This is a genomic window from Streptosporangium sp. NBC_01469 (genome assembly GCF_036227305.1).
GTDB lineage: Bacteria > Actinomycetota > Actinomycetes > Streptosporangiales > Streptosporangiaceae > Streptosporangium.
The window spans coordinates 1,040,325-1,058,636 of sequence record NZ_CP109465.1 but is presented as its reverse complement, the minus strand read 5'-3'; the positions used below and the strand labels follow the sequence as shown (position 1 = coordinate 1,058,636).

18 protein-coding genes and 5 tRNA genes are annotated in these 18,312 nt (G+C 67.5%); 14 read left to right on the top strand and 9 right to left on the bottom strand.

Going from position 1 to position 18,312, the window contains the following annotated elements; genetic code table 11:
- Window positions 1–167: 167 nt before the first annotated feature.
- Complete coding sequence (locus OG587_RS04835; RefSeq protein WP_329087242.1) at window positions 168–506, bottom strand: hydroxyisourate hydrolase; 339 nt, start codon at window positions 504–506, stop codon at window positions 168–170.
- Between the two features lie 332 nt (window positions 507–838).
- Here OG587_RS04835 and OG587_RS04830 point away from each other — a divergent pair, with 332 nt between their 5' ends.
- Window positions 839–1,093 carry a hypothetical protein gene (locus OG587_RS04830; protein ID WP_329087240.1) on the top strand — a complete coding sequence of 85 codons (255 nt, stop codon included), beginning with the start codon at window positions 839–841 and terminating at the stop codon, window positions 1,091–1,093.
- Between the two features lie 249 nt (window positions 1,094–1,342).
- The gene (locus OG587_RS04825; RefSeq protein WP_329087238.1) at window positions 1,343–4,435 is read left to right on the top strand and encodes an AfsR/SARP family transcriptional regulator; all 3,093 of its coding nucleotides are present in this window, start codon (window positions 1,343–1,345) and stop codon (window positions 4,433–4,435) included.
- Between the two features lie 180 nt (window positions 4,436–4,615).
- Here the strand turns inward: OG587_RS04825 and OG587_RS04820 are convergent, their stop codons facing one another.
- Window positions 4,616–5,155, bottom strand: a complete 540-nt coding sequence (locus tag OG587_RS04820; protein WP_329087236.1) for a dihydrofolate reductase family protein — start codon at window positions 5,153–5,155, stop codon at window positions 4,616–4,618.
- 977 nt (window positions 5,156–6,132) lie between these two features.
- Between OG587_RS04820 and OG587_RS04815 the strand changes: the two genes are divergently transcribed.
- The gene (locus OG587_RS04815; RefSeq protein WP_329087235.1) at window positions 6,133–6,339 is read left to right on the top strand and encodes a hypothetical protein; all 207 of its coding nucleotides are present in this window, start codon (window positions 6,133–6,135) and stop codon (window positions 6,337–6,339) included.
- Between the two features lie 180 nt (window positions 6,340–6,519).
- Here OG587_RS04815 and OG587_RS04810 read toward each other — a convergent pair whose 3' ends face one another.
- A complete protein-coding gene (locus OG587_RS04810) occupies window positions 6,520–8,031 on the bottom strand; it encodes a S1 family peptidase (protein WP_329087233.1) in 1,512 nt (503 codons plus the stop codon).
- Window positions 8,032–8,188: 157 nt separating this feature from the next.
- Here OG587_RS04810 and OG587_RS04805 point away from each other — a divergent pair, with 157 nt between their 5' ends.
- Complete coding sequence (locus tag OG587_RS04805; RefSeq protein ID WP_329087232.1) at window positions 8,189–8,452, top strand: hypothetical protein; 264 nt, start codon at window positions 8,189–8,191, stop codon at window positions 8,450–8,452.
- A 244-nt stretch (window positions 8,453–8,696) separates the two neighbouring features.
- Here the strand turns inward: OG587_RS04805 and OG587_RS04800 are convergent.
- Window positions 8,697–8,772 (bottom strand) — tRNA-Lys (locus OG587_RS04800).
- A gap of 116 nt (window positions 8,773–8,888) precedes the next feature.
- On the opposite strand from OG587_RS04800, the gene OG587_RS04795 reads away from it, so the two are divergent.
- Window positions 8,889–9,512 (top strand): 3'-5' exonuclease, encoded by a 624-nt coding sequence (locus tag OG587_RS04795; protein ID WP_329087230.1) that lies wholly within the window; start codon window positions 8,889–8,891, stop codon window positions 9,510–9,512.
- Between the two features lie 89 nt (window positions 9,513–9,601).
- On the opposite strand, the gene OG587_RS04790 is transcribed toward OG587_RS04795, so the two are convergent.
- Window positions 9,602–10,759 (bottom strand): acyl-CoA dehydrogenase family protein, encoded by a 1,158-nt coding sequence (locus OG587_RS04790; protein ID WP_329087228.1) that lies wholly within the window; start codon window positions 10,757–10,759, stop codon window positions 9,602–9,604.
- Window positions 10,760–10,912: 153 nt separating this feature from the next.
- On the opposite strand from OG587_RS04790, the gene OG587_RS04785 reads away from it, so the two are divergent.
- Window positions 10,913–11,350, top strand: a complete 438-nt coding sequence (locus tag OG587_RS04785) for a PspC domain-containing protein (protein ID WP_329087226.1) — start codon at window positions 10,913–10,915, stop codon at window positions 11,348–11,350.
- Between the two features lies 1 nt (window position 11,351).
- On the opposite strand, the gene OG587_RS04780 is transcribed toward OG587_RS04785, so the two are convergent.
- Together OG587_RS04780 and OG587_RS04775 are read right to left on the bottom strand one after the other, a co-directional pair.
- Window positions 11,352–12,647 carry an MFS transporter gene (locus tag OG587_RS04780; RefSeq protein ID WP_329087224.1) on the bottom strand — a complete coding sequence of 432 codons (1,296 nt, stop codon included), beginning with the start codon at window positions 12,645–12,647 and terminating at the stop codon, window positions 11,352–11,354.
- A gap of 168 nt (window positions 12,648–12,815) precedes the next feature.
- Window positions 12,816–13,166, bottom strand: a complete 351-nt coding sequence (locus OG587_RS04775) for a metallopeptidase family protein (RefSeq protein ID WP_329093733.1) — start codon at window positions 13,164–13,166, stop codon at window positions 12,816–12,818.
- 34 nt (window positions 13,167–13,200) lie between these two features.
- On the opposite strand from OG587_RS04775, the gene OG587_RS04770 reads away from it, so the two are divergent.
- The 8 genes from OG587_RS04770 to OG587_RS04735 all read left to right on the top strand — a co-directional run bounded on the left by OG587_RS04770 (window position 13,201) and on the right by OG587_RS04735 (window position 17,072).
- The gene (locus tag OG587_RS04770; RefSeq protein WP_329087222.1) at window positions 13,201–14,703 is read left to right on the top strand and encodes a metallophosphoesterase family protein; all 1,503 of its coding nucleotides are present in this window, start codon (window positions 13,201–13,203) and stop codon (window positions 14,701–14,703) included.
- Window positions 14,704–14,795: 92 nt separating this feature from the next.
- Window positions 14,796–14,868 (top strand) — tRNA-Glu (locus OG587_RS04765).
- 103 nt (window positions 14,869–14,971) lie between these two features.
- Window positions 14,972–15,046 (top strand) — tRNA-Asp (locus OG587_RS04760).
- 28 nt (window positions 15,047–15,074) lie between these two features.
- Window positions 15,075–15,148, top strand: a tRNA-Phe gene (locus OG587_RS04755).
- A gap of 257 nt (window positions 15,149–15,405) precedes the next feature.
- A complete protein-coding gene (gene lepB / locus OG587_RS04750; RefSeq protein ID WP_329087220.1) occupies window positions 15,406–15,948 on the top strand; it encodes a signal peptidase I in 543 nt (180 codons plus the stop codon).
- 9 nt (window positions 15,949–15,957) lie between these two features.
- A complete protein-coding gene (locus tag OG587_RS04745) occupies window positions 15,958–16,422 on the top strand; it encodes a hypothetical protein (RefSeq protein ID WP_329087218.1) in 465 nt (154 codons plus the stop codon).
- 141 nt (window positions 16,423–16,563) lie between these two features.
- Window positions 16,564–16,626, top strand: a tRNA-Phe gene (locus tag OG587_RS04740).
- A 101-nt stretch (window positions 16,627–16,727) separates the two neighbouring features.
- Window positions 16,728–17,072 carry a hypothetical protein gene (locus tag OG587_RS04735; protein WP_329087216.1) on the top strand — a complete coding sequence of 115 codons (345 nt, stop codon included), beginning with the start codon at window positions 16,728–16,730 and terminating at the stop codon, window positions 17,070–17,072.
- 332 nt (window positions 17,073–17,404) lie between these two features.
- Here the strand turns inward: OG587_RS04735 and OG587_RS04730 are convergent, their stop codons facing one another.
- Together OG587_RS04730 and OG587_RS04725 are read right to left on the bottom strand one after the other, a co-directional pair.
- Complete coding sequence (locus tag OG587_RS04730) at window positions 17,405–17,806, bottom strand: PIN domain nuclease (RefSeq protein WP_329087213.1); 402 nt, start codon at window positions 17,804–17,806, stop codon at window positions 17,405–17,407.
- The gene (locus OG587_RS04725) at window positions 17,803–18,027 is read right to left on the bottom strand and encodes a type II toxin-antitoxin system VapB family antitoxin (RefSeq protein ID WP_329087211.1); all 225 of its coding nucleotides are present in this window, start codon (window positions 18,025–18,027) and stop codon (window positions 17,803–17,805) included. The genes OG587_RS04730 and OG587_RS04725 overlap by 4 nt, the downstream gene beginning before the upstream one ends.
- Window positions 18,028–18,312: the final 285 nt, after the last annotated feature.

The window sequence follows — 18,312 nt, the reverse complement described above, 5'->3', positions numbered from 1 at the left end:
GCGAGCCGAGCTCGGCGCGCGGGACCCCTGGTCGAGCGGGCCGAACCTGGCACGCCGAACCCCTGGTCGAGCGGGCCGAGCCAGGCACGCCGGCCCTCTGGTCGAGCGGGCCGAGCTCGGCGCGCGGGACCCCCGGTCGAGCGAGCCGGAACAGGCGCGCGGAGCCTCTAACTGAGCGAACCGAAATAGGCGGAGAACGAGTGCGGCGAGAGGAGCACGAGGATGTTGCCCACGGCGGTCTCGTCGAGTACGCGGAACGTGACAACTATTTCGGGATAGGCGGCTCTCAGCCCGAGGCCGACGAAATAGGGGTCGGTGCCGAATACGATCCGGTACATCCCGCGGTCGAGCTTGCGGTCGCACCACTGGTTCACCGCTCCGTCATGGTCGGTCTGCGCCTCGGCGTCGAGCGTCCATCGTCCGTCGTCGGTGTGTTCGAGGCGTACGTGGAGGCTGGCAGCCCCCCGGCCGTAAACGGTGTCCTGTGCCTGTACCGCGATACCCATCTCACCTCACCTGACACGATCGTCTGCAGGGGCGTGGCCACCCGGGTGACCATGCCCCTCGCTCGTGTCACCCGGGCTTGTACGTCAGCCTCCCGCTCTTTTCTATCTATGGGCCTTCGGCCCGCTATCGGCCTGCTACCGCCGCCTGATAGGGGCCCGACAGCCGCTATTCCCGGCCTTTCCGGCCGTTGGCGAGGTCCGGGTGCGCGGTGTTTGACGTGCGCTGATGGTGGACGAAAAGAATCGCGATACTAGGTCAATTGCGCACCGTGTGAGCATCCTTGGCGAGCGGGCAAAACAAAGCCGCCGACGCCCACACGGAGGTAGATCGAATGAACGCCAGCCTCATCCGTAAGACGGCTCACATCCGTATCTCCATCACCATTGCACTCAGCGCGGTCCTGGGCGTGTGCGTCGCCGCCACCCTGCCTTCCGCCGCCCACGCGACCACCGTCGCGCAGAGTGCGCGGCAGCCGGCCCCGCTCGCCGTCCACGACTTCCCCTGGGGATATCAGGGCGACTTCCCCTGGGGGTCTCACGTGTCCCTCGCGCCCCCCGCGCACCTCGCGGACTTTCCCTGGAGCTGACTGCTGTGAACTGACGGCTCACACGTCTCACGACACCCGGCCGATCGGAATCTGGTCAGTGATCCACTGGCGATGTAGTCTCCATATGAACCGCGACAGAACGTCATCAAACTAGACAGAACGCCGCAGGGGGTCAGCGCAAATCCCGGCCTTCACCATGGCATTCACGCCCCGAACGCTGCCTATCAGAGCTGCCTATCAGAAGAGAGATTCTTGACCACGGGCAATGATTTCTGCGAGGAGATGCTTGTGGAGTTTCGTGTACTGGGCGCACTTGAGGTCACCGCGAGTGGACGACAACTCGATCTCGGCGGATCGCGGCAGCAGATCGTCCTCGCCGTCCTGATCCTGAATGCCAATCACTCGGTCACGCTGGACCGCCTCGTGGAGGCGATCTACGACGACGACCCGCCCGCCACGTCCCGGGCACAGGTACAGATATGCATCTCCGCGCTGCGACGTCTGTTCAGCGCGCACGGCCACCCCGAGATGATCGTCACGACCCGGCAGGGCTACGTGTTGCGCGTCCCGGCCGACGCGATCGACGCGCGCCGCTTCGAGAGCCTGGTGAGCCGGGCGCGCAAGGCCAGGAACGGCCGCTGCTACCAGGAGGCCATCCAGCACTACCGCGACGCCCTCGCCCTGTGGCGCGGCCCCGCCCTCGAGGGCATCGAGAGCAGGCTCGTGCGGTCCCTCGCGAGCTGGGCCGCCGAGCAGCGGATCACCGCGAACGAGGACTGCGTCCAGCTCGAACTCGACCTCGGCCGCCACCACGAGCTGGTCGGCGAGCTGGTCAGGCTGGTACGGGAACACCCGCTGCGCGAAGGGCTCATCGGGCAGCTCATGCTGGCGCTGTACCGCTCGGGCCGGCAGGCGGAGGCGCTCCAGGCGTACCGCGACGCGCGGCAGCTCATCGTCGAAGAGCTGGGGATCGAGCCCAACGAGCGGCTGCAGCAGCTCGAAGCCGCGATCCTCACCTCCGAGGAACTCCTCGACCCGCACCCGCCGCCCGCGGAGGTGCCGGTCGAGTCACGCGCCCGCGCGCCGTCGGTGCCGGGCATGCTCCCCGCCGACATCGCCGACTTCATCGGCCGCCAGGAGCAGATCGACGTCATCAGGCGGCGGCTGACCGTACCGCTGGACGGAGCGGGCCGCTTCGCCGTACCCATCGTCACCGTCGCCGGCCGGGCGGGCATCGGCAAGACCACCGTCGCCGTCCACGCCGCGCACAGCATCGCCTCCCACTTCCCCGACGGGCAGCTCTACGCCGACCTGCACGGCGGCGTCTCCCGCCCGGTGAACCCCATGCAGGTGCTCGACCGTTTCCTGCGGGCCTTCGGCGTATCGGGAACGGCGCTGCCGGAGACCCTGGCCGAGCGGGCGGAGATGTACCGCATGCTGCTGGCCGACCGCAGGGTGCTGATCGTCCTCGACGACGCGGCCTCCGAGAGCCAGGTGCTGCCGCTCCTGCCGGGCAACCCGACCTCCGCCGTCATCGCCACCAGCCGAGGGCGCCTGGGCGGCCTGGCCGGCGCGACCACCGTCGACGTCGATCTCTTCGACTCCGCCCAGTCGATCGAGATGCTCTCCCGCATCGCCGGCGCCGAACGCGTACGGTCCGAGCCGGAGTCCGCCGCCGCGCTCGCCGAGCTGTGCTGCTACCTCCCGCTGGCCCTGCGCATCGCGGGAGCGCGCCTGGCCGCGCGCCCCCACTGGACCGTGGAACAGCTGGTGGACCGGCTCGCCGACGAGGCCCGCAGGCTCGACGAGCTCAAACACGGAGGCATGGGCATCAGGGCCAGCCTCGCGCTCACGTACGAGGGCATCAGCGAGCAGGCCCGCTGCCTGTTCCGCCGCCTGGCGATACTCCACTCGCACATCTTCTCCGCCTGGACCGGCACCGCCCTGCTGGACCAGCCGCTCGCCGACGCGCAGGACCTCCTCGACGACCTGGCCGACGCCCAGCTCGTCGAGGTCGTGGGCACCGGCAGGAACGTCGGCGTGCAGTACCGCTTCCACGACCTCATCCGCGTGTACGCCCGTGAGCGCCTGGCCGAGGAGGAACCGCCCGCCGAGCGCACCGCCGCACTCGCCCGCGTGCTGCGCTCGCTGCACTGCCTGACCCAGGCGGCGCGCAACCGCGAGTACGGCCCGCCCGGCGGACCCCACCTGCTGTCCGAGATCAAGTCGCCGCTCCCGGCCGAACTGGTCGAACGGCTGGTCGCCGAGCCGATCGCCTGGTTCGAACGGGAACGCCCCGTCCTGCTGGCCGGCATCCGCCAGGCGGCGCAGGCGGGGTTCGCGGAGCTGTGCTGGCGCATGGCGATGAACGCGGAGGCGTTCTTCGAGCTCCGCGTGTACCTGGACGACTGGCGCGAGACCAACGAGATAGCGCTGGAGGCCGCACGCAACGGCGGCGACGAGCGCGGCCAGGCCGAGATGCTGTGCGTGCGGGGCGCGCTGGCCCAGACCGAGCAGCGCTTCGACGACGCGCGACGCGACTACATGGCCGCCCTTCCCCTCTTCGAGAAGACCGGCGACGTGCTCCAGGTCGCCCGCTCCCGGCGCAACCTGGCCTTCCTCGAACGCATGAACGGCCAGCTCGAAGCCGCCGCCGGCCACCTGAGGCAGGCGCTGGCCATCTTCGTCGAGATAGGCGACCAGATCTCGGCCGCGCACACGCTGGACAACCTCGCCGCGGTCCGCGCCGAGTGCGGCGACATCGACGACGCCAAGATCATGCTGGCCGAGGCGCTGGTCCGAGGCAAGAGCGGCGGCAGCAGGCGGGTGATCTCCCAGGTCCTGCACCGGATGGGACGCGTGCACCTGCAGGCGGAGGAGTTCGCCCTCGCCGCGGGCGCCTTCGAGGAGGCGCTGACCCTCGTCGAGGAGATGGGCGACGGCATCGGCGAGTCGTTCGCCCTGCACGGCCTGGGCATCGCCCAGCTGCGGCGCGGCAAGTCGGCCGAGGCCGAGTCCCTGCTGCGGCGTGCGCTCACCACGGCCGAGAGCTCGCAGCACCGGCTCGCCGAGGCCCACGCCCTGTCGGGACTGGGCGAGCTGGCCATCGTGACGGAGCAGTTCGGCGACGCCGTCGGCCGCCTGCGCAAGGCCGTCACGCTGTTCCGGCAGGTGCGCGTCCCGCTCTCCGAGGCGCAGACGCTCATCATGCTGAGCGAGGTCCTGCAGGCACTCGGCGACGACTCGGCGGCGGACCGGGCGCTGGCGCGCGTGCACGAGCTCGCCGACGAGGTGGACGACTGGGCGGGGCGGTCGCTGCGCAAGCACCTGGAGTCGATCGGCGGACACGCCCGTGCCCCGCTCTCCCGAGGTGCCGGATGACGGGGCGGGCCACCCGCTCCGGCTCGGCGCCCCCGGACCACGCGGGGGGACCGACCGGTACGTGCCGCCCGTGGCCGGGCGACACGCGGGTGGAGGCGAAGGGGCCTGATCGGGCACCGCCGTGACGGACGACCGGCCTCGTCGCGGCGCGGGTGCGGTCAGCGGCGCCGTGCGCGAACGCTACTTCGGTTCGTAGACGAGCACGATGATGCCCGAGGCGAAGGTGGTGGACTTCACCAGCCCCAGGTGGGTCGTGTCGATCCCGTCGAAGATCCGCTGGCCGCTTCCGGCGAGGACGGGGAACATCCAGAAGTGGTACTCGTCCACAAGCTTGTGCTCAAGAAGCAGCCGGTCGAGCTCGCCGGTCCCGTACTTCAGGATGTTCTGACCGGGCTGCTCCTTCAGCTTCGTGATCCCCTGGGCGACGTCACCCTCGATGATCGTGGCGTTCCAGGTGGCCTCCTTCAGGGTGGTGGAGGCGACGTACTTGGGAAGGGCGTTCATCCGGCCGGCGTCCTCGTCCCCGGCCTCCTCCATCTTCGGCCAGACCTGCGCGAACGCCTCGTAGGTCACGCGACCCAGCAGGAGGGCGTCGGAAGAGGCGAAGAGGGACTCACCGTACGCCGCGTGCTCCTTGTCCCAGTACGGTGAGCCCCACTTCTCCGGCGACCCGATAACTCCATCCAGCGTCACGAACGTCGACTCGATGATCTTTCGCATTCATCCTGCCCTTCATTTCGGTGGGTCCATTGCGGCGAGTGTCCACTCGTCCCGTGCTCAGGGTAATAAATTTCCTGGACACTTCACGCGGCTTTTGACACCCTCTTCCCCTATCCGGGCGGAGAATGTGCCGAGCGTCCCGAACCCGCTTCGTGGCGCGGGCGTCAAGGCGCGGTCGAACGGCGGGCGGACGATTGGGCACCACGGGTGCCGGCGATTCATTCGCGCAGGTCGCGGCACTGACAGGCGGTTATCCGGCGCGAATCCCGAAGTCGTGAGGCCGGATCCCCCGGCGGCCCGCTCCGCTTTCCGCCGGTTCGCCGGTGTTCTCGGAGAGCCCCGACACGCGACTTGACCCGCCCGGCTGACTGCCCGGCACTCGCGGAGTCCCCAAGGCGATCCAGAAACGGTCAGGAAATGAAAAACATGGACACTCGGGGACAGTCATACTATTCCATGCAGTTATCACGTGCACGCGTCTTATCGAGCGGCGGACGCGGCCGGGCAGAACCTGGTCTCCAGGCTGTCCGGGACGCACTCGACGCCATAGGTGAGCCCCGCTTCGGTGAGGACGAGAAGGGCTCCCGCGCCGGGAAAGAGATTTCGCGGCACGGCGATGGACGCCGCGGACCACGCGCTCGGCGCCCGATTCCTCGACCGCGGAGCGGAGCGGCCGACGTCACCCGCGAGGCACCTCGAAGGGGCCGTGAAAAACGGCTGGGCCGGTGGCGGAGCGACCTGCGGGCGGCGGTGCGGCCCCGGCGCGGCCCCGGCGCGGCGGGCCGGACGGAGCGGGCGCGGTGGGACGGCCGCCGACGACGGCCCGGTCGCAACCGTGACCGGACGGCCTTCCCGATCATGGAAAATGGGAAATCTGCCCGGGGCATTGGGATAGGGCGCCTGGGCCCCGAACCTACGGATCAAAAGTCCAGGGCCTCATGATCGCGGGAGTCGGGTTGATCACGCATTATGGAGGGATGTCGCTACTACCTTCCCCCGGTCGCGGTCGGCGACCCGGTCCCACGAGCTTCTGGCAGGCCTACGCGATCACGGCGGTGTCCTTCTTCGTACTGGCGATCGTCGCCGCCGCTCTCGACGTTCGTGCCGCGGCCATGGTCTGCTACGCCCTGTGCGCCGCATACACCCTGCGCTTCTGCCTCCACTACGCCCGTCGTCAGACATGAGATCGCTCACCGCCGCGTGCCGCGGGCCGTACGACCTGCGGCACGCGGCGGTCTCACCGTGGCTCAACGCCGGAGTCCACGCGCCGGAGGTGGCGGAACGGGCGAGCCACGGGGGAATCTCAGATCGACAAATTGCCCCGCCTCCGTACCCGCGGTGACGGAGGCGGGGGCTGAGCTGAGTTACGGTGCGTTGAACCCCAAGGTGTAGGGGCCGAAGCCGCTGGAGGAGACCACCTGGTAGCGGTAGAGGCCGGCCGGGCCGGTGTAGGCGAGTTGCTCAAGGGGATTCACGCCCTCAGCGGCGGCGACGTTGCGCCAGGTCGAGCCGGTCCGCTTTTGCAGGTATAGATCGAAGTCGGCGCCCGGATTGGTCTCCAGACAGCCGGAATGGGTGCCTCTGGCGATCGACTGATAGCCCAGGGCGGGCGTCTGGGCGGCGGTCTGACCGCTGGCCAGGATGCCGGTGGACTCCCTCTGGTAGCCGGTGCAGGTACCCGTGCTCACAGCGGGGGGATTGCCCGCGGTGGTTTGCAGGGACAAGCCGTAAGCGGTGAGGACCGGACCGATCGGCTGGAAGTAGGTGGTGCCGCCCAAGCTGCAGTCGCCCGAGCCGCCGGAGGCGATCCCCTGGGCCTGGTCGACGGAGATGAAGGCGCCGCCCGAATCGCCGGATTCGGCGCAGGCGTTGGTGCGGGTCAGCCCGAAGACGTTGCCCTGGGGATAGGTGATGCTGGCATCGCGCTGCTGGATGAGGCCGCAGTGCCAGTCGGTGGTGGAACCGGACCGGCAGACCGAGGCGCCCTCGACGGCCACTTTGGCACTGACGACGGGCACGGTGCCGCCCTCGCCGTTGTCCACCGCCGGCTTCGACGTCCAGTTGGCGTTGACGGCGACCCAGGCGTAGTCGCTGGTCGGGAAGGCAGATGCCTGGAAGACGCCTTGGGCGATCCGGTTGAAGCCGGTGGTGGTCTGGCCCGGCTTGCCGCAGTGGCCGGCGGTGATGAAACCGTTCTGGGTACCTTTGAACACGGGGAAGCCGATCGAGCAGCGGGTGGTGTCACCGACGTAGTAGGTCTGCCCGCCCACCAGGTCATACAGGGGCCGGGGCTGCTCGTTGGACGGCAGCACGACCACCACGGCCTTATCCACCCCAGCACCCTCGACGAGGGTCTCGGCCGCCTCGGGTTTCGGGGCGAGGACGACGACCCTGTTGGTCTTCGCATCGACGTAGCGCACGCTGGCCACTATCGGCCGCATGGGCAGAGCCTGGTCGAGCTTCTTCTTGATCGAGGCGAGGTGGGCCAGTGGCCAGGTGACGACCTCGGCCTTGGCGCCCGCGGCGAGGATCTGGGGAATGTCAGCGGTGCTGGTGGTGGCCACCACCAGGTTCTGCGCGGTGGTTCCCCTGAACCAGGCGCCGCCGAAACGGGCACCGAGCGCTCTCTGAAGTCGCGGCACGACCGGTGTCATGCGGGCCTCGTTGAGCAGGCGGGTCTGGGCTTGCGCCGCAGTGAGACCCAGGTCGCGCTGGAGTGCCGCCAGCATGCCCGGCGGCGGTTTCAGCGCGGCCAAGGTGGTCACTGCGGCGGTGGGGCTCACCGTCTGGCGTTCGGCGCCGGCTGGGACCACGGCCAGGGTGAGTGCGATGATTGCTAGGACGTATCCCGTGGTAACGGCGTGTCTGCGAGACATGGGTCCCTCCTCGACCTCGGCTTTCAAAGCATGAGGGGAGAACGCCCCATATCACTGGTTGATCATGTGATGCGGGCAACACCAACTTAAATCAGCCGACACCGTTCAAGGCTGCAGAAGCCGCGCGCCACGCAGGCGCTGATTTCCCACCGATCTGTTGGCGCACCCTACGAACAACAACGGGTGTTCACCAAACCGGGCCGACTCCACTTACGCCTTCACCCCGGATCAGGTCGTTTCACCGCCGGCGCGTCGGCCGTACGACCTGCGGCACGCGGCGGTCTCCCTCTGGCTCAACGCCGGAGTCCACCCGCCGGAAATGGCGGAGCGGGCGGGGCACGGGGCGGACGTGCTTCTCAAGGTCTACGCCAGGTGCATCGACGGCCGGCACGAGGTGGCCAACAAGCGACTCACGACGTGACATCCCTGACGGCAGGACACGAAGGACCCCGGGCATCCTTGGGTTCCTTCGTCGTGTGGGCTCCGCTGCCCCCGGAATCGTTCCGCGAGCTTCCGGAACGCTCGTGCTGACCTGGGCAAACGCCGGTGGTCCCATTCCGCGTATGTTCCGGGACCACCGGCAGTGGGCTGCAGCCAGCTGCATATGCCGGGAAAGACCGACAAGGACAAAAGCCCAGGTCAGGGCCTAAGTTCCTGGTCGGGAGTGGTAGGGCGCCTGGGACTCGAACCCAGAACCTACGGATTAAAAGTCCGCAGCTCTAACCATTGAGCTAACGCCCCGCAGGTGACAGCGTACCGAGGATAGTGTCCACTAACGTCCGTCGCCAGGCCCATTCATGGTCATCTGTTTGCGGAACACCCGGTGGGGGGCGGGAGCGGCTCCTAGAGTGGCAGGCATGACGAGCTCGGGGCTTGAGCCCGCCCTTACCTCCCATGTCTCCACGCGCCCAGGGTATGTCGTGGTCGACGTGGAGACCACAGGTTTCTCGCCGTCGAGGGGAGACCGGATCTGCGAGATCGCGCTCGTCTCGCTGGACGCCCGGGGCGAGACCGTGGACGAGTGGCATTCGCTGGTCAACCCCCGGCGCGGCACCGGGGCCGTCCACGTCCACGGGATCACCAACGCGATGGTCCAGAGCGCGCCGGTGATCGAGGAACTCCTGGACGAGATCTGGCGGCGGGTCGCCGGCCGGGTCCTGGTGGCGCACAACGCCTCCTTCGACCTGCGCTTCCTGCGGAGCCTTCCCGGCAGCGAGTGGGTGACCGAGACCCTGTGCACGCAGCGGCTGGCGCCCACCTTCATCCCCGACGGCAGATGGACGCTCGCCGCGTGCTGCGAGCGCGCCGGCATCCCGCTCCTCGGGGCCCACGCCGCGCTGGCCGACGCCCGCGCCAGTGCCGAGCTGTTCCGCTCCTACCTCCGTACGGGCGTCTCCTGGGAGGAGGAGCTCGGCCGGGCGGCCCAGGCCCCCGAGTGGCGTCCCTGCGGGCTGCCCCAGCGGCACCCCCGCCGGCGATGAGCCCCGGAGCGGGTCAGTTTTTCCAGACTCCGGCCGCCGATATGAGCGGAACCGGCGGCACCCCCGCCGGCGATGAGCCTCGGAGCGGGTCAGCGGTAGGCGGGGATACCGGTCAGGGCCTCGCCGAGCACGAGCGTGTGGATCTCCTCGGTCCCCTCGTAGGTCAGGACGCTCTCCAGGTTGTTCATGTGCCGGATCACCGGATACTCCAGCGTGATGCCGTTGCCCCCCAGGATGGAGCGCGCCTGGCGGGCGATGTCCAGGGCGGCGCGGACGTTGGCGAGCTTGCCGAAGCTGACCTGGTGCGGGGTGAGGGTTCCCGCGTCCTTGAGGCGGCCCAGGTGGAGGGCGGTGAGCTGTGACTGCCCCACGCCGACGTACATCCAGGCGAGTTTCTCCTGGGTCAGCTGGAAACCGCCGATCGGCCTGCCGAACTGGACGCGGGAGGTGGAGTAGTCGACGGCCGACTCCAGGCAGGCGCGGGCGGCGCCCACCACGCCCCACACGATGCCGAAACGAGCCTCGGACAGGCACGACAGCGGGCCCTTCAGGCCACGCACCTCCGGCAGCACGGCGGACGCGGGCAGGCGGACGTCGTCGAAGTACAGCGACGAGGTCACCGAGGCCCGCAGGGACATCTTCCGGTGGATCTCCGGGGCGCTGAAGCCCGGGGTGTCCGTGGGCACCACGAAGCCGCGGACGCCGTCCTCGGTCTGCGCCCAGACCACGGCGACGTCGGCGACGGAGCCGTTGGTGATCCACATCTTGGAGCCGTTGAGGATCCAGTCGCCCGAGAGGTCCTGCTTGGCGTGGGTGCGCATGCCCGAGGGATCGGAGCCCTGGTCGGGCTCGGTCAGGCCGAAGCAGCCGATCGCCTCGCCCGCGGCCATCCGGGGGAGCCACTCGTCCTTCTGCTCCGCGGAGCCGTACTTCCAGATCGGGAACATCGCGAGCGAGCCCTGCACGGACACGAACGACCGCAGCCCGGAGTCCCCCGCCTCCAGCTCGCGGCAGGCCACGCCGTACGAGACGGCGTCGAGGCCCGCGCAGCCGTACCCCTCCAGATGCATGCCCAGCACGCCGAGCGAGCCGAGGGCCGGGGCGAGCTCGCGGGCGGGGAAGGCGGCCTCCTCGAACCAGTCGCCGATGTGGGGGAGGATCCGGTCCGCGACGAATCCCCGTACGGTGTCGCGGATGAGGCGCTGCTCCGCTCCGAGCGTGTCGTCGACGCGCAGAAGATCGTCCATGAGATTCCCTCTCTCTTCGGCCCTGTCAGGGTATTACCGGTGCGGGTGGGACGGAGGTCAGGGTCGCGTACGGCCGTGGGAGGGGTACAGGTCAGGGTCGCGCCAGGGGGAATCCCGATGTGAGGAAGGCCCGCCCTCGGGCAGTCTGAGGACATGAACGCAAACGACTTCACCGGCGTCAAGAAGCTCCAGCGGACCAGGGACGGGCGCATCATCGCGGGTGTGGCCTCCGGCCTCGGACGCTACATCGGGGTGGACCCCAACATCATCCGCGCGGCCCTCGCCGTCGCCACCTTCTTCGGTGGCCTCGGGGTGGCGGTCTACGCGATCGGCTGGGTGCTCCTGCCCGACGAGAGCAAGGACAGGTCGGTCCTGCAGGACGTGATCGACAAGAACAAGGACAACCCGATCTGGGTGGACGCCAGGGCCAAGGCCGAGCAGGGCTGGGCCAAGGCCACCAACCAGCACCGCGCGCCGCACGGGCCGGCCCCGGAGTACCCCACCCACCAGACCCCCTTCCCGCCCGTCGCCCCCCAGGCCCCGTACGGCACGGTGCCGCGACAGGACGACGACACCCGCCCCCAGGCGTGAGTCAGGAGGTCGCCTCCGCGCGAACCCTCTCGATGATCTCCCTGCGGGAACTCCTCCACAGCGCGGCCAGCGCGGCCGCCACGACGAGCCCGGTCGCGCCGGCCATCGCCACCACCAGTTCGGGGCCGAGATGGTCGGCCGCGGCCCCGCCGACCAGGATGCCGACGCCCTGGGAGGCCAGCAGGCCCGACTGGACCAGGCCGAAGGCCTGTCCCCGCTGCTCGGCGGGGACGCACTGCACGAACGCGGCGTTGGCCGCGAGCTGGTAGGCCCCGCCCAGGCCTGAGACGAACCACAACAGCAGCACCACAGGAAGCGGTGGCTGCGCGGCGCACAGGATCAGCGGCGCGCAGGTCAGCATCGCCATCCAGCCCATCGACCGCAACCGGTTCGATGGGCTGACATAGCGGCTGTACAGGAACGCGCCGACGACCGTACCGGTGGGCATGGCGCCCATCAGCAGGCCGGTGACCAGCGAGAGCCGCTGGGGATCCCCGGTCAGCTCGGCGGCGTAGGGGGTCGCGATCCCCTCGGGCAGCACGTAGAAGCCACAGAGCCAGGCGAAGAGCACCAGCGTACGCAGCCGGGGGTCGCCGAAGACCAGCCTGGCGCCGGTGCGGGTCATCGTCCACATCGATGGCCGGTCCTCGTCGGCGGGGACGGGGGCGGGACGCCGCCGTACCCCCGAGACGATGATGAGCGCGGAGGCCAGGAAGGTCGCCGAGTCCAGCGCCAGCGCGCGGTACGGCCCCATTCCCATGATCAGGAAACCGCCGAGGGCGAAGCCGAGCATCTGCGCGCCCTGGTTGGTCATGTTCTGCAGGGCCGAGCCCGCCACATAGCGGTCGCCCTTGAGCAGATCCGGCAGCAGGGCCGCCCGCGCCGCGGAGAACGGCGCGCTGAGCAGCACCACGCAGAAGACCAGCACGCACAGCATGGCGAACGAGACGCCGGGAACCGCCATGAGCGCGACCAAAGCGGCCCGGAGCAGGTCACAGGCGATCATGATGCGCCGGCGGGCGTAGCGGTCGGCGAGTCCCGCGAGGAGCGGTCCGCCGATGATCGGCGGCAGGTAGGTCAGGGCATAGACCGAGGCCGTCGCCAGGGGCGAGTCCGTCCGCTCGAAGACCAGGACGGACAGCGCCACTCGTGAGAGCTGGTCGCCGAGGAGGGAAAGCCCCTGGCCGAGCCAGAGCGCGCGGAACTCCCCGATGGCGATGACCTCGCCGTAGGTCGCTTGGCGTTCCGCCGGACGGCGGTGCCGCCCGGGTAGTCGGCCGGACTTTGTCGCCGCCATAGGACTCCGCTGAGCTCGCAGGCACACTGACTGTGGGTGTTCACTGTGTAACCTACGGTGCCTGCTGCAGGGCCGACGCGCAACCGAAAGCAATCAAGCGCATGCAAACTGTAATGATAAGCCGCGACATTCCGGAAAGAAGGCCTTTGACGTGCTGCGCGGGGTTACTTACCAGCCCAGCTCGTGCAACCGGTCATCATCGATACCGAAATGGTGGGCGATCTCATGGATGACAGTTATCTGCACCTCTTCGATGACCTGCTCCTCGGTCTCACACATCGAGCAGATCGGCTTGCGGTAGATCTCGATCCGGTCGGGTAGCACTCCTGCGTACCACTCGCCCCGCTCGGTGAGCGGAATACCCGTGTAGAGACCTAGAAGATCCGGTTCGGGTGGGTCGTCGACGACGACGAGCACCACGTTGTCCATGACTTTCGTCAGCTCGGGGGGAATGGTGTCCAGAGCCTCGGCCACGAGTTCCTCGAACTTCTCCCGCGAGATCTCGATCACACCCGTCATTCTGCCCCGTGACCCCGGGTAGAGGTGGAGGCGCATGAAATTCGCTGATTGGACCCAGGGTGCCCGTCGTCTCGTCACCGGGCGCATCGCCCGCGGCGCGACCGTCGCCGCGGTCGCCCTGGCCGGTGCGTGGCTCGGCATCATGCTCGGCGGGGCCGTACGATCCAACGTCGGCCCGGTGGAGCTCGGCATGTCGGCGGAGCCCTCGTGGGCCGGGGAGACCGTCGTCGACGCTCACCCTTTCGGCACACTTCTGTTCGACACCCACGACGCCCCTGTCAGCCTCAGGGTGACCCTGGAGAACATCAACCCCGACCGGGCCCGCGGATTCCTGGACGACCCGCGGTTCTCCGCCGACCGGCTCCCCGCCCTCCTCGAGGAGGAGCTGGGGGTCGGCGTCAGGACGCTGGTCCTGCGCGCCGTGCTCTGCGGCCTGGCGGGCGCCCTGGTCACGTCCCTGATCGTCTTCCGCCGGCCGGGACCGGCCCTGGCGGGCCTGCTGGGCGTCGCCGTCGCGATCGCCGGTACGGGAGCCGCCATCGCCCTGACCTTCCGGCCCGACTCCGTGGTGGAACCCAAGTACACCGGCCTGCTGGCCGGCGCGCCGTCCCTCGTCGGCGACGCCGAGTCGATCGTGACCAGGTTCGAGTCCTACCGAATCCAGCTCGCCAAGCTCGTCAACAACGTCTCCCAGCTCTACGACGTCGTCTCCGCCCTGCCGGTCTACGACGCCGACCCCACCTCGATCCGGGTGCTGCACGTCTCCGACATCCACCTCAGCCCCATCGCCTGGAACCTCATCCGCTCGGTCACCACCCAGTTCAAGATCGACGCGATCATCGACACCGGCGACCTGACCGACCACGGCACGGGCCCCGAGGACAGGTTCACCGAGGAGATCGGCACCTTCGGCGTCCCGTACGTCTTCGTCAGGGGCAACCACGACTCCATGACCACCCAGCGGGCCGTGGCCAGGCAGAAGAACGCCGTCGTCCTCGACGGCCAGGCCAAGACCGTCGCGGGGCTGCGCATCTACGGCATGGGCGACCCCCGGTTCACCCCGGACAAGTCCGTCTCCGTCGACTCCAACCTCGAATCGCTCGACGCCCTCGGCCGCTCGCGCGCCGCCGAGCTGGCGAGGCTGCCCAAGCAGGTCGACCTGGTCGCCGTCCACGACCCGACGATCGCCAAGGGATTCTCCGGCGCGGTCCCGATGGTCCTCACCGGTCACTCCCACGAGCGATCCACCGAGCTGCTGCCCTCAGGCACCCGCCTCCTGGTCCAGGGATCCACCGGCGGAGCCGGTCTCCGGGCCCTGGAACACGACGAGCCCACCCCCGTCGCCGCCTCCGTTCTGTACTTCGACGCCGACACGCACCGCCTGCGGGCCTGGGACGACATCACCCTGGGAGGGCTCGGCGAGCAGTCGGTTCAGATCCAGCGTCACGTGGAGACCGACCCTGGCCGTACAATTTCTCCTGTGCCGACGATCGACCCGTCTCCAACGGCGTCTGTCACCGTCACACCGACGCCGTAAGCCGCAAACCGCTTTGGCATCGGGGGCAAAAGTCCCCTATGCTTCAGAGGTCTCCAGCGGAAGACGGCAACGGAACGAGACGAGAGTCTTGAGCCCCCATCGTCTAGTGGCCTAGGACACCGCCCTTTCAAGGCGGCGACACGGGTTCGAATCCCGTTGGGGGCACGGCCGAGTGAAGACTCGCCAGGGAAACGGCAGGTCGAAGACCTCCGGAAAACTGGTAGGCTAAGCGAGGCAAGAACGACCGGGACAAAAGCCCCGGAAGCAAGGTCCTGTAGAGCAGTTTGGAGTGCTCGCCACCCTGTCAAGGTGGAGGTCGCGGGTTCAAGTCCCGTCAGGACCGCTCTGGTAGGTGTTCGATCCACCACCGAGGTCAGGTAGCTCAGTTGGTACGAGCGTCCGCCTGAAAAGCGGAAGGTCGGCGGTTCGACCCCGCCCCTGACCACAGCAACTGAGCAGCACAAACGCCCCGAGCCAATCAAGGCCGGGGCGCTTTTTGTTGTGTTTGACGACGACGGGTTCCGACGTTCCAGGTCGAGGTTGGCTTCGGCTACGTTAGCCCCGACATCTACAAGGCCGCCCAGGCCGCCTGACCACCACACCAAGGGCGTTCGCCGAAGCGGAACAAGCTCAGACATCCCGCTACAAGATCGTAATGAGACGCGAGTCATCGGAGTGATGTCCAGCCCGGATAATGCTGCGATGGTGTTTCGTGGGTTATATGTACTGATCATCTCGTTTGTGGTCGCGGGGGTTTCCGCGTGCTCGGTCATACCTGAGCCATTGATTTCCAAGGCGATCGGAAGAGAGTCCTACCGCGAATCGAGCGAGGCGATGATGCCTACGCTCAAGAAGGGCGACGTGGTAACCGGCACGGTGACCGACGGGACGTACGTACCCAAGACGGGTGACGTCATCGCCTTTCTGCCCCCGAAGTCGTGGGGCGGAAGTGGAGGCTACATGATCAAGCGAATCATCGGCGTTCCAGGGAACACGGTCAGTTGCTGCGACCCGCGGCATCGGATGGTCATTGACGGCAAGCCGGTGGATGAACCATATGTGACCAACGAGCGGGCTTCGCATCTCACCTTCGAGCCGATAGTCGTCCCGGAGGGGCGTATCTGGGTCCAAGGCGACAATCGCGATGTCTCTCTTGACTCGCGTAACCACCATCGCACGGGGGGTGACGGCACCGTCCCTGTGTCCAACGTCATCGGAGTCATCGACGTCAGCACCGCGAAGTAGAACCCGCTCATGAAGCGTTCGACGATCGCGGTGCTCGTGGCCGCCGCTGTGTGGGGCGGTGCTCTGTTCGTTCCCGTCGCTTTCTTCGTGCTGAACTATGGGTGCGATGCCGGCGATGACCGGCTCGTCGACTCTCTCGGCATCCTCGATGTCCATCCGGCAAGCGCGATACCGCAGCAGGGACGCGACAGCTCTTGCGAGGAGGACGATCGGATCACGACCGTCCGGCAGACCTACCGCCCCTCGGGCCCGCGAGCCGACGTGCTGCCCTTCTACCGAGACATCGCGCTCAAAAATGGGTGGACGCTCCCTCCGGAGGATGACGGTGAAGGGGTGTACTGCTTCACCAAGTCCGTCGAAGGAAGGAAGGTCGAACTCTCGGTGCAGTTTGTGGATGCGGCGGGGGAGGAGTACGGCGATGACTACGAAGTACTCGTGAGCACTTCCGCAGCTGGCCTGAGCTGGTGGTGTTGACACCGCGGAGTCTTTGAACGCTTCGAGCCTCCACCACCGGCTACGGAAGGTGGGACTGACGACAACGGTGACGACAACATCGGCCACCGCGAGCACACGTCGGCAACCGTCAACAGCCTTCTGACCTCGTGTTCGACGAGAGGAGCAGGGTGACCGCTCCGCCTGAAAAGCGGAAGGTCGGCGGTTCGACCCCGCCCCTGACCACAACAACTGAGCAGCACAAACACCCCGAGTGATTATCGTTCGGGGCTTTTTTGATCTACGGTGACAGCAACGTCATCCGATTACCGGCGAGCGTGAGACACGTGGATGATGTCCAGCCGAAATTCCTGCTGATTGACGCAGATGAGCAAATCTGTGGCTCCTGTCTTGATGCCGAAGGCGTCTTCGTCGAGGTGCCGGAGGACGACGAACTTGGGACCGTCGAAATTCTGGGGTGCCTTCCCTCCCCGCGGATGCGTGACTACCTCGGCGGGTCCAAGCGCCACCGCCTGAGGAATCCGCTGGGGTCGGGTGCGCTCCGGATGCTTGATGCGGCCGGGAATCCGCTCGCGGAGTTCTGGATGGGCGAGATCATCGACTGGCGGCCCTCGCCGCTCGGCCGTGAACGGGTGGACCTGCGCCCTCTCCATCAGATTTCAATGAGATAGGGGGCGAACGAGTCCTTTTTTTATGAAGTAGGGCGAGACGGGACGATCGTGACGATGGCCATCGCTGGCGAGTAGGCCTGCCCCGTTCCGACCGCCTCGGCAACTGCCAATGGGTGCTTGAGTGAAGCAGTGGCGCCGGTTCGATCCCCAGGGCGCATCGACACTATTGCCCACCCCCCACTGCCAATTATGGCTCTAAGTGTTCATGTCATTGCTTTAAGTTAATTAACAGGGGCTGGCATTTCGAGGATCTGACCCGGTTTTCTTCCTAAGCCGACCGGCCTGGCCGGACAAGACGTGCTCAAGAACCCCTGAGATCTTCTGTCGGCGCGTCAGCTGATCCAGCGCGCCGGTTGTCCGGTCAGGCGGGAGATGGTGTCGAAGTCGGCGTCGGCATGCAGCACGGTGAGCTTGTGATGACGAGCCGTCACCGCCATGAGGAGATCGATCGGAGAGGCGCTCTGGTGCCACCCCTTGTCGGCGAGATCGCGCTGCAACCCGCTCGTCTCGTCCCAGGCCGATTCGGGGATGGCATAGTACGGGAAGGTCTCCTGGAGCAGATTGCTGGCTTCGTAGAAGGCTGGTCGGCCGCCGACAGCTCGGAGATACTCCTGCCTGACCGGCTCGCAGATACCTACGAGCCCGGCAGAGACCGTCTGGTCCCATTCTGTCCCGACCTGGCCGCGGTAGAAGCGGACCAGGGCGCTGGTATCTATGAGATAGAGCTCTGTCACGCCACGGCCTGGTGTGCGCTGTCACCCTTGTCGATGGCTGAGAAGTCGATCTCACCTTCAGCCACCATCTCGCGCATGCGAGCCACGGCCGCTGCCCGCTTGCGTCGATCGATGATCTCTCGCAGAGCGGCGTTGACCGTGTCTTTCTTGGACGAGGTGCCGAGCAACTTCGCGGCCTCGGCTAGGGCCTCGTCATCGAGATCGATCAGGGTCTTGGTCATGATGCCCCCACCTGTATATACGAACTGAGATTAGTATATCAACGATGTTGATCTGGAGACGCTGTTCGCAACCTGAATGCGCGAAAAGGAGGATCAGGTTCTTGCCATGAGGTCGGGGGCCGTCGGTTGCCGGGGGGTTGCGTCCACGGAGGTGGTGTACAGCAACACCGCCTTACGCGATCACACTTCACCAGCCCGTATCTACCGTCTGATCGGGTCGGGACATTGCTGACGAGGCATCTGCCCCCCACTCGTAATGAAGTGCTCCCGTCGTGTTGAGGCGTT

Excerpts from the sequence above, each read along its gene's own strand:
- OG587_RS04835 (WP_329087242.1), bottom strand. The coding sequence starts at position 506 with ATGGGTATCGCGGTACAGGCACAGGACACCGTTTACGGCCGGGGGGCT.
- OG587_RS04830 (WP_329087240.1), top strand. The coding sequence starts at position 839 with ATGAACGCCAGCCTCATCCGTAAGACGGCTCACATCCGTATCTCCATC.
- OG587_RS04820 (WP_329087236.1), bottom strand. The coding sequence starts at position 5,155 with ATGCGAAAGATCATCGAGTCGACGTTCGTGACGCTGGATGGAGTTATC.
- OG587_RS04815 (WP_329087235.1), top strand. The coding sequence starts at position 6,133 with ATGTCGCTACTACCTTCCCCCGGTCGCGGTCGGCGACCCGGTCCCACG.
- OG587_RS04810 (WP_329087233.1), bottom strand. The coding sequence starts at position 8,031 with ATGTCTCGCAGACACGCCGTTACCACGGGATACGTCCTAGCAATCATC.
- OG587_RS04795 (WP_329087230.1), top strand. The coding sequence starts at position 8,889 with ATGACGAGCTCGGGGCTTGAGCCCGCCCTTACCTCCCATGTCTCCACG.
- OG587_RS04790 (WP_329087228.1), bottom strand. The coding sequence starts at position 10,759 with ATGGACGATCTTCTGCGCGTCGACGACACGCTCGGAGCGGAGCAGCGC.
- OG587_RS04785 (WP_329087226.1), top strand. The coding sequence starts at position 10,913 with ATGAACGCAAACGACTTCACCGGCGTCAAGAAGCTCCAGCGGACCAGG.
- OG587_RS04780 (WP_329087224.1), bottom strand. The coding sequence starts at position 12,647 with ATGGCGGCGACAAAGTCCGGCCGACTACCCGGGCGGCACCGCCGTCCG.
- OG587_RS04775 (WP_329093733.1), bottom strand. The coding sequence starts at position 13,166 with ATGACGGGTGTGATCGAGATCTCGCGGGAGAAGTTCGAGGAACTCGTG.
- OG587_RS04770 (WP_329087222.1), top strand. The coding sequence starts at position 13,201 with ATGAAATTCGCTGATTGGACCCAGGGTGCCCGTCGTCTCGTCACCGGG.
- lepB (WP_329087220.1), top strand. The coding sequence starts at position 15,406 with ATGGTGTTTCGTGGGTTATATGTACTGATCATCTCGTTTGTGGTCGCG.
- OG587_RS04745 (WP_329087218.1), top strand. The coding sequence starts at position 15,958 with ATGAAGCGTTCGACGATCGCGGTGCTCGTGGCCGCCGCTGTGTGGGGC.
- OG587_RS04725 (WP_329087211.1), bottom strand. The coding sequence starts at position 18,027 with ATGACCAAGACCCTGATCGATCTCGATGACGAGGCCCTAGCCGAGGCC.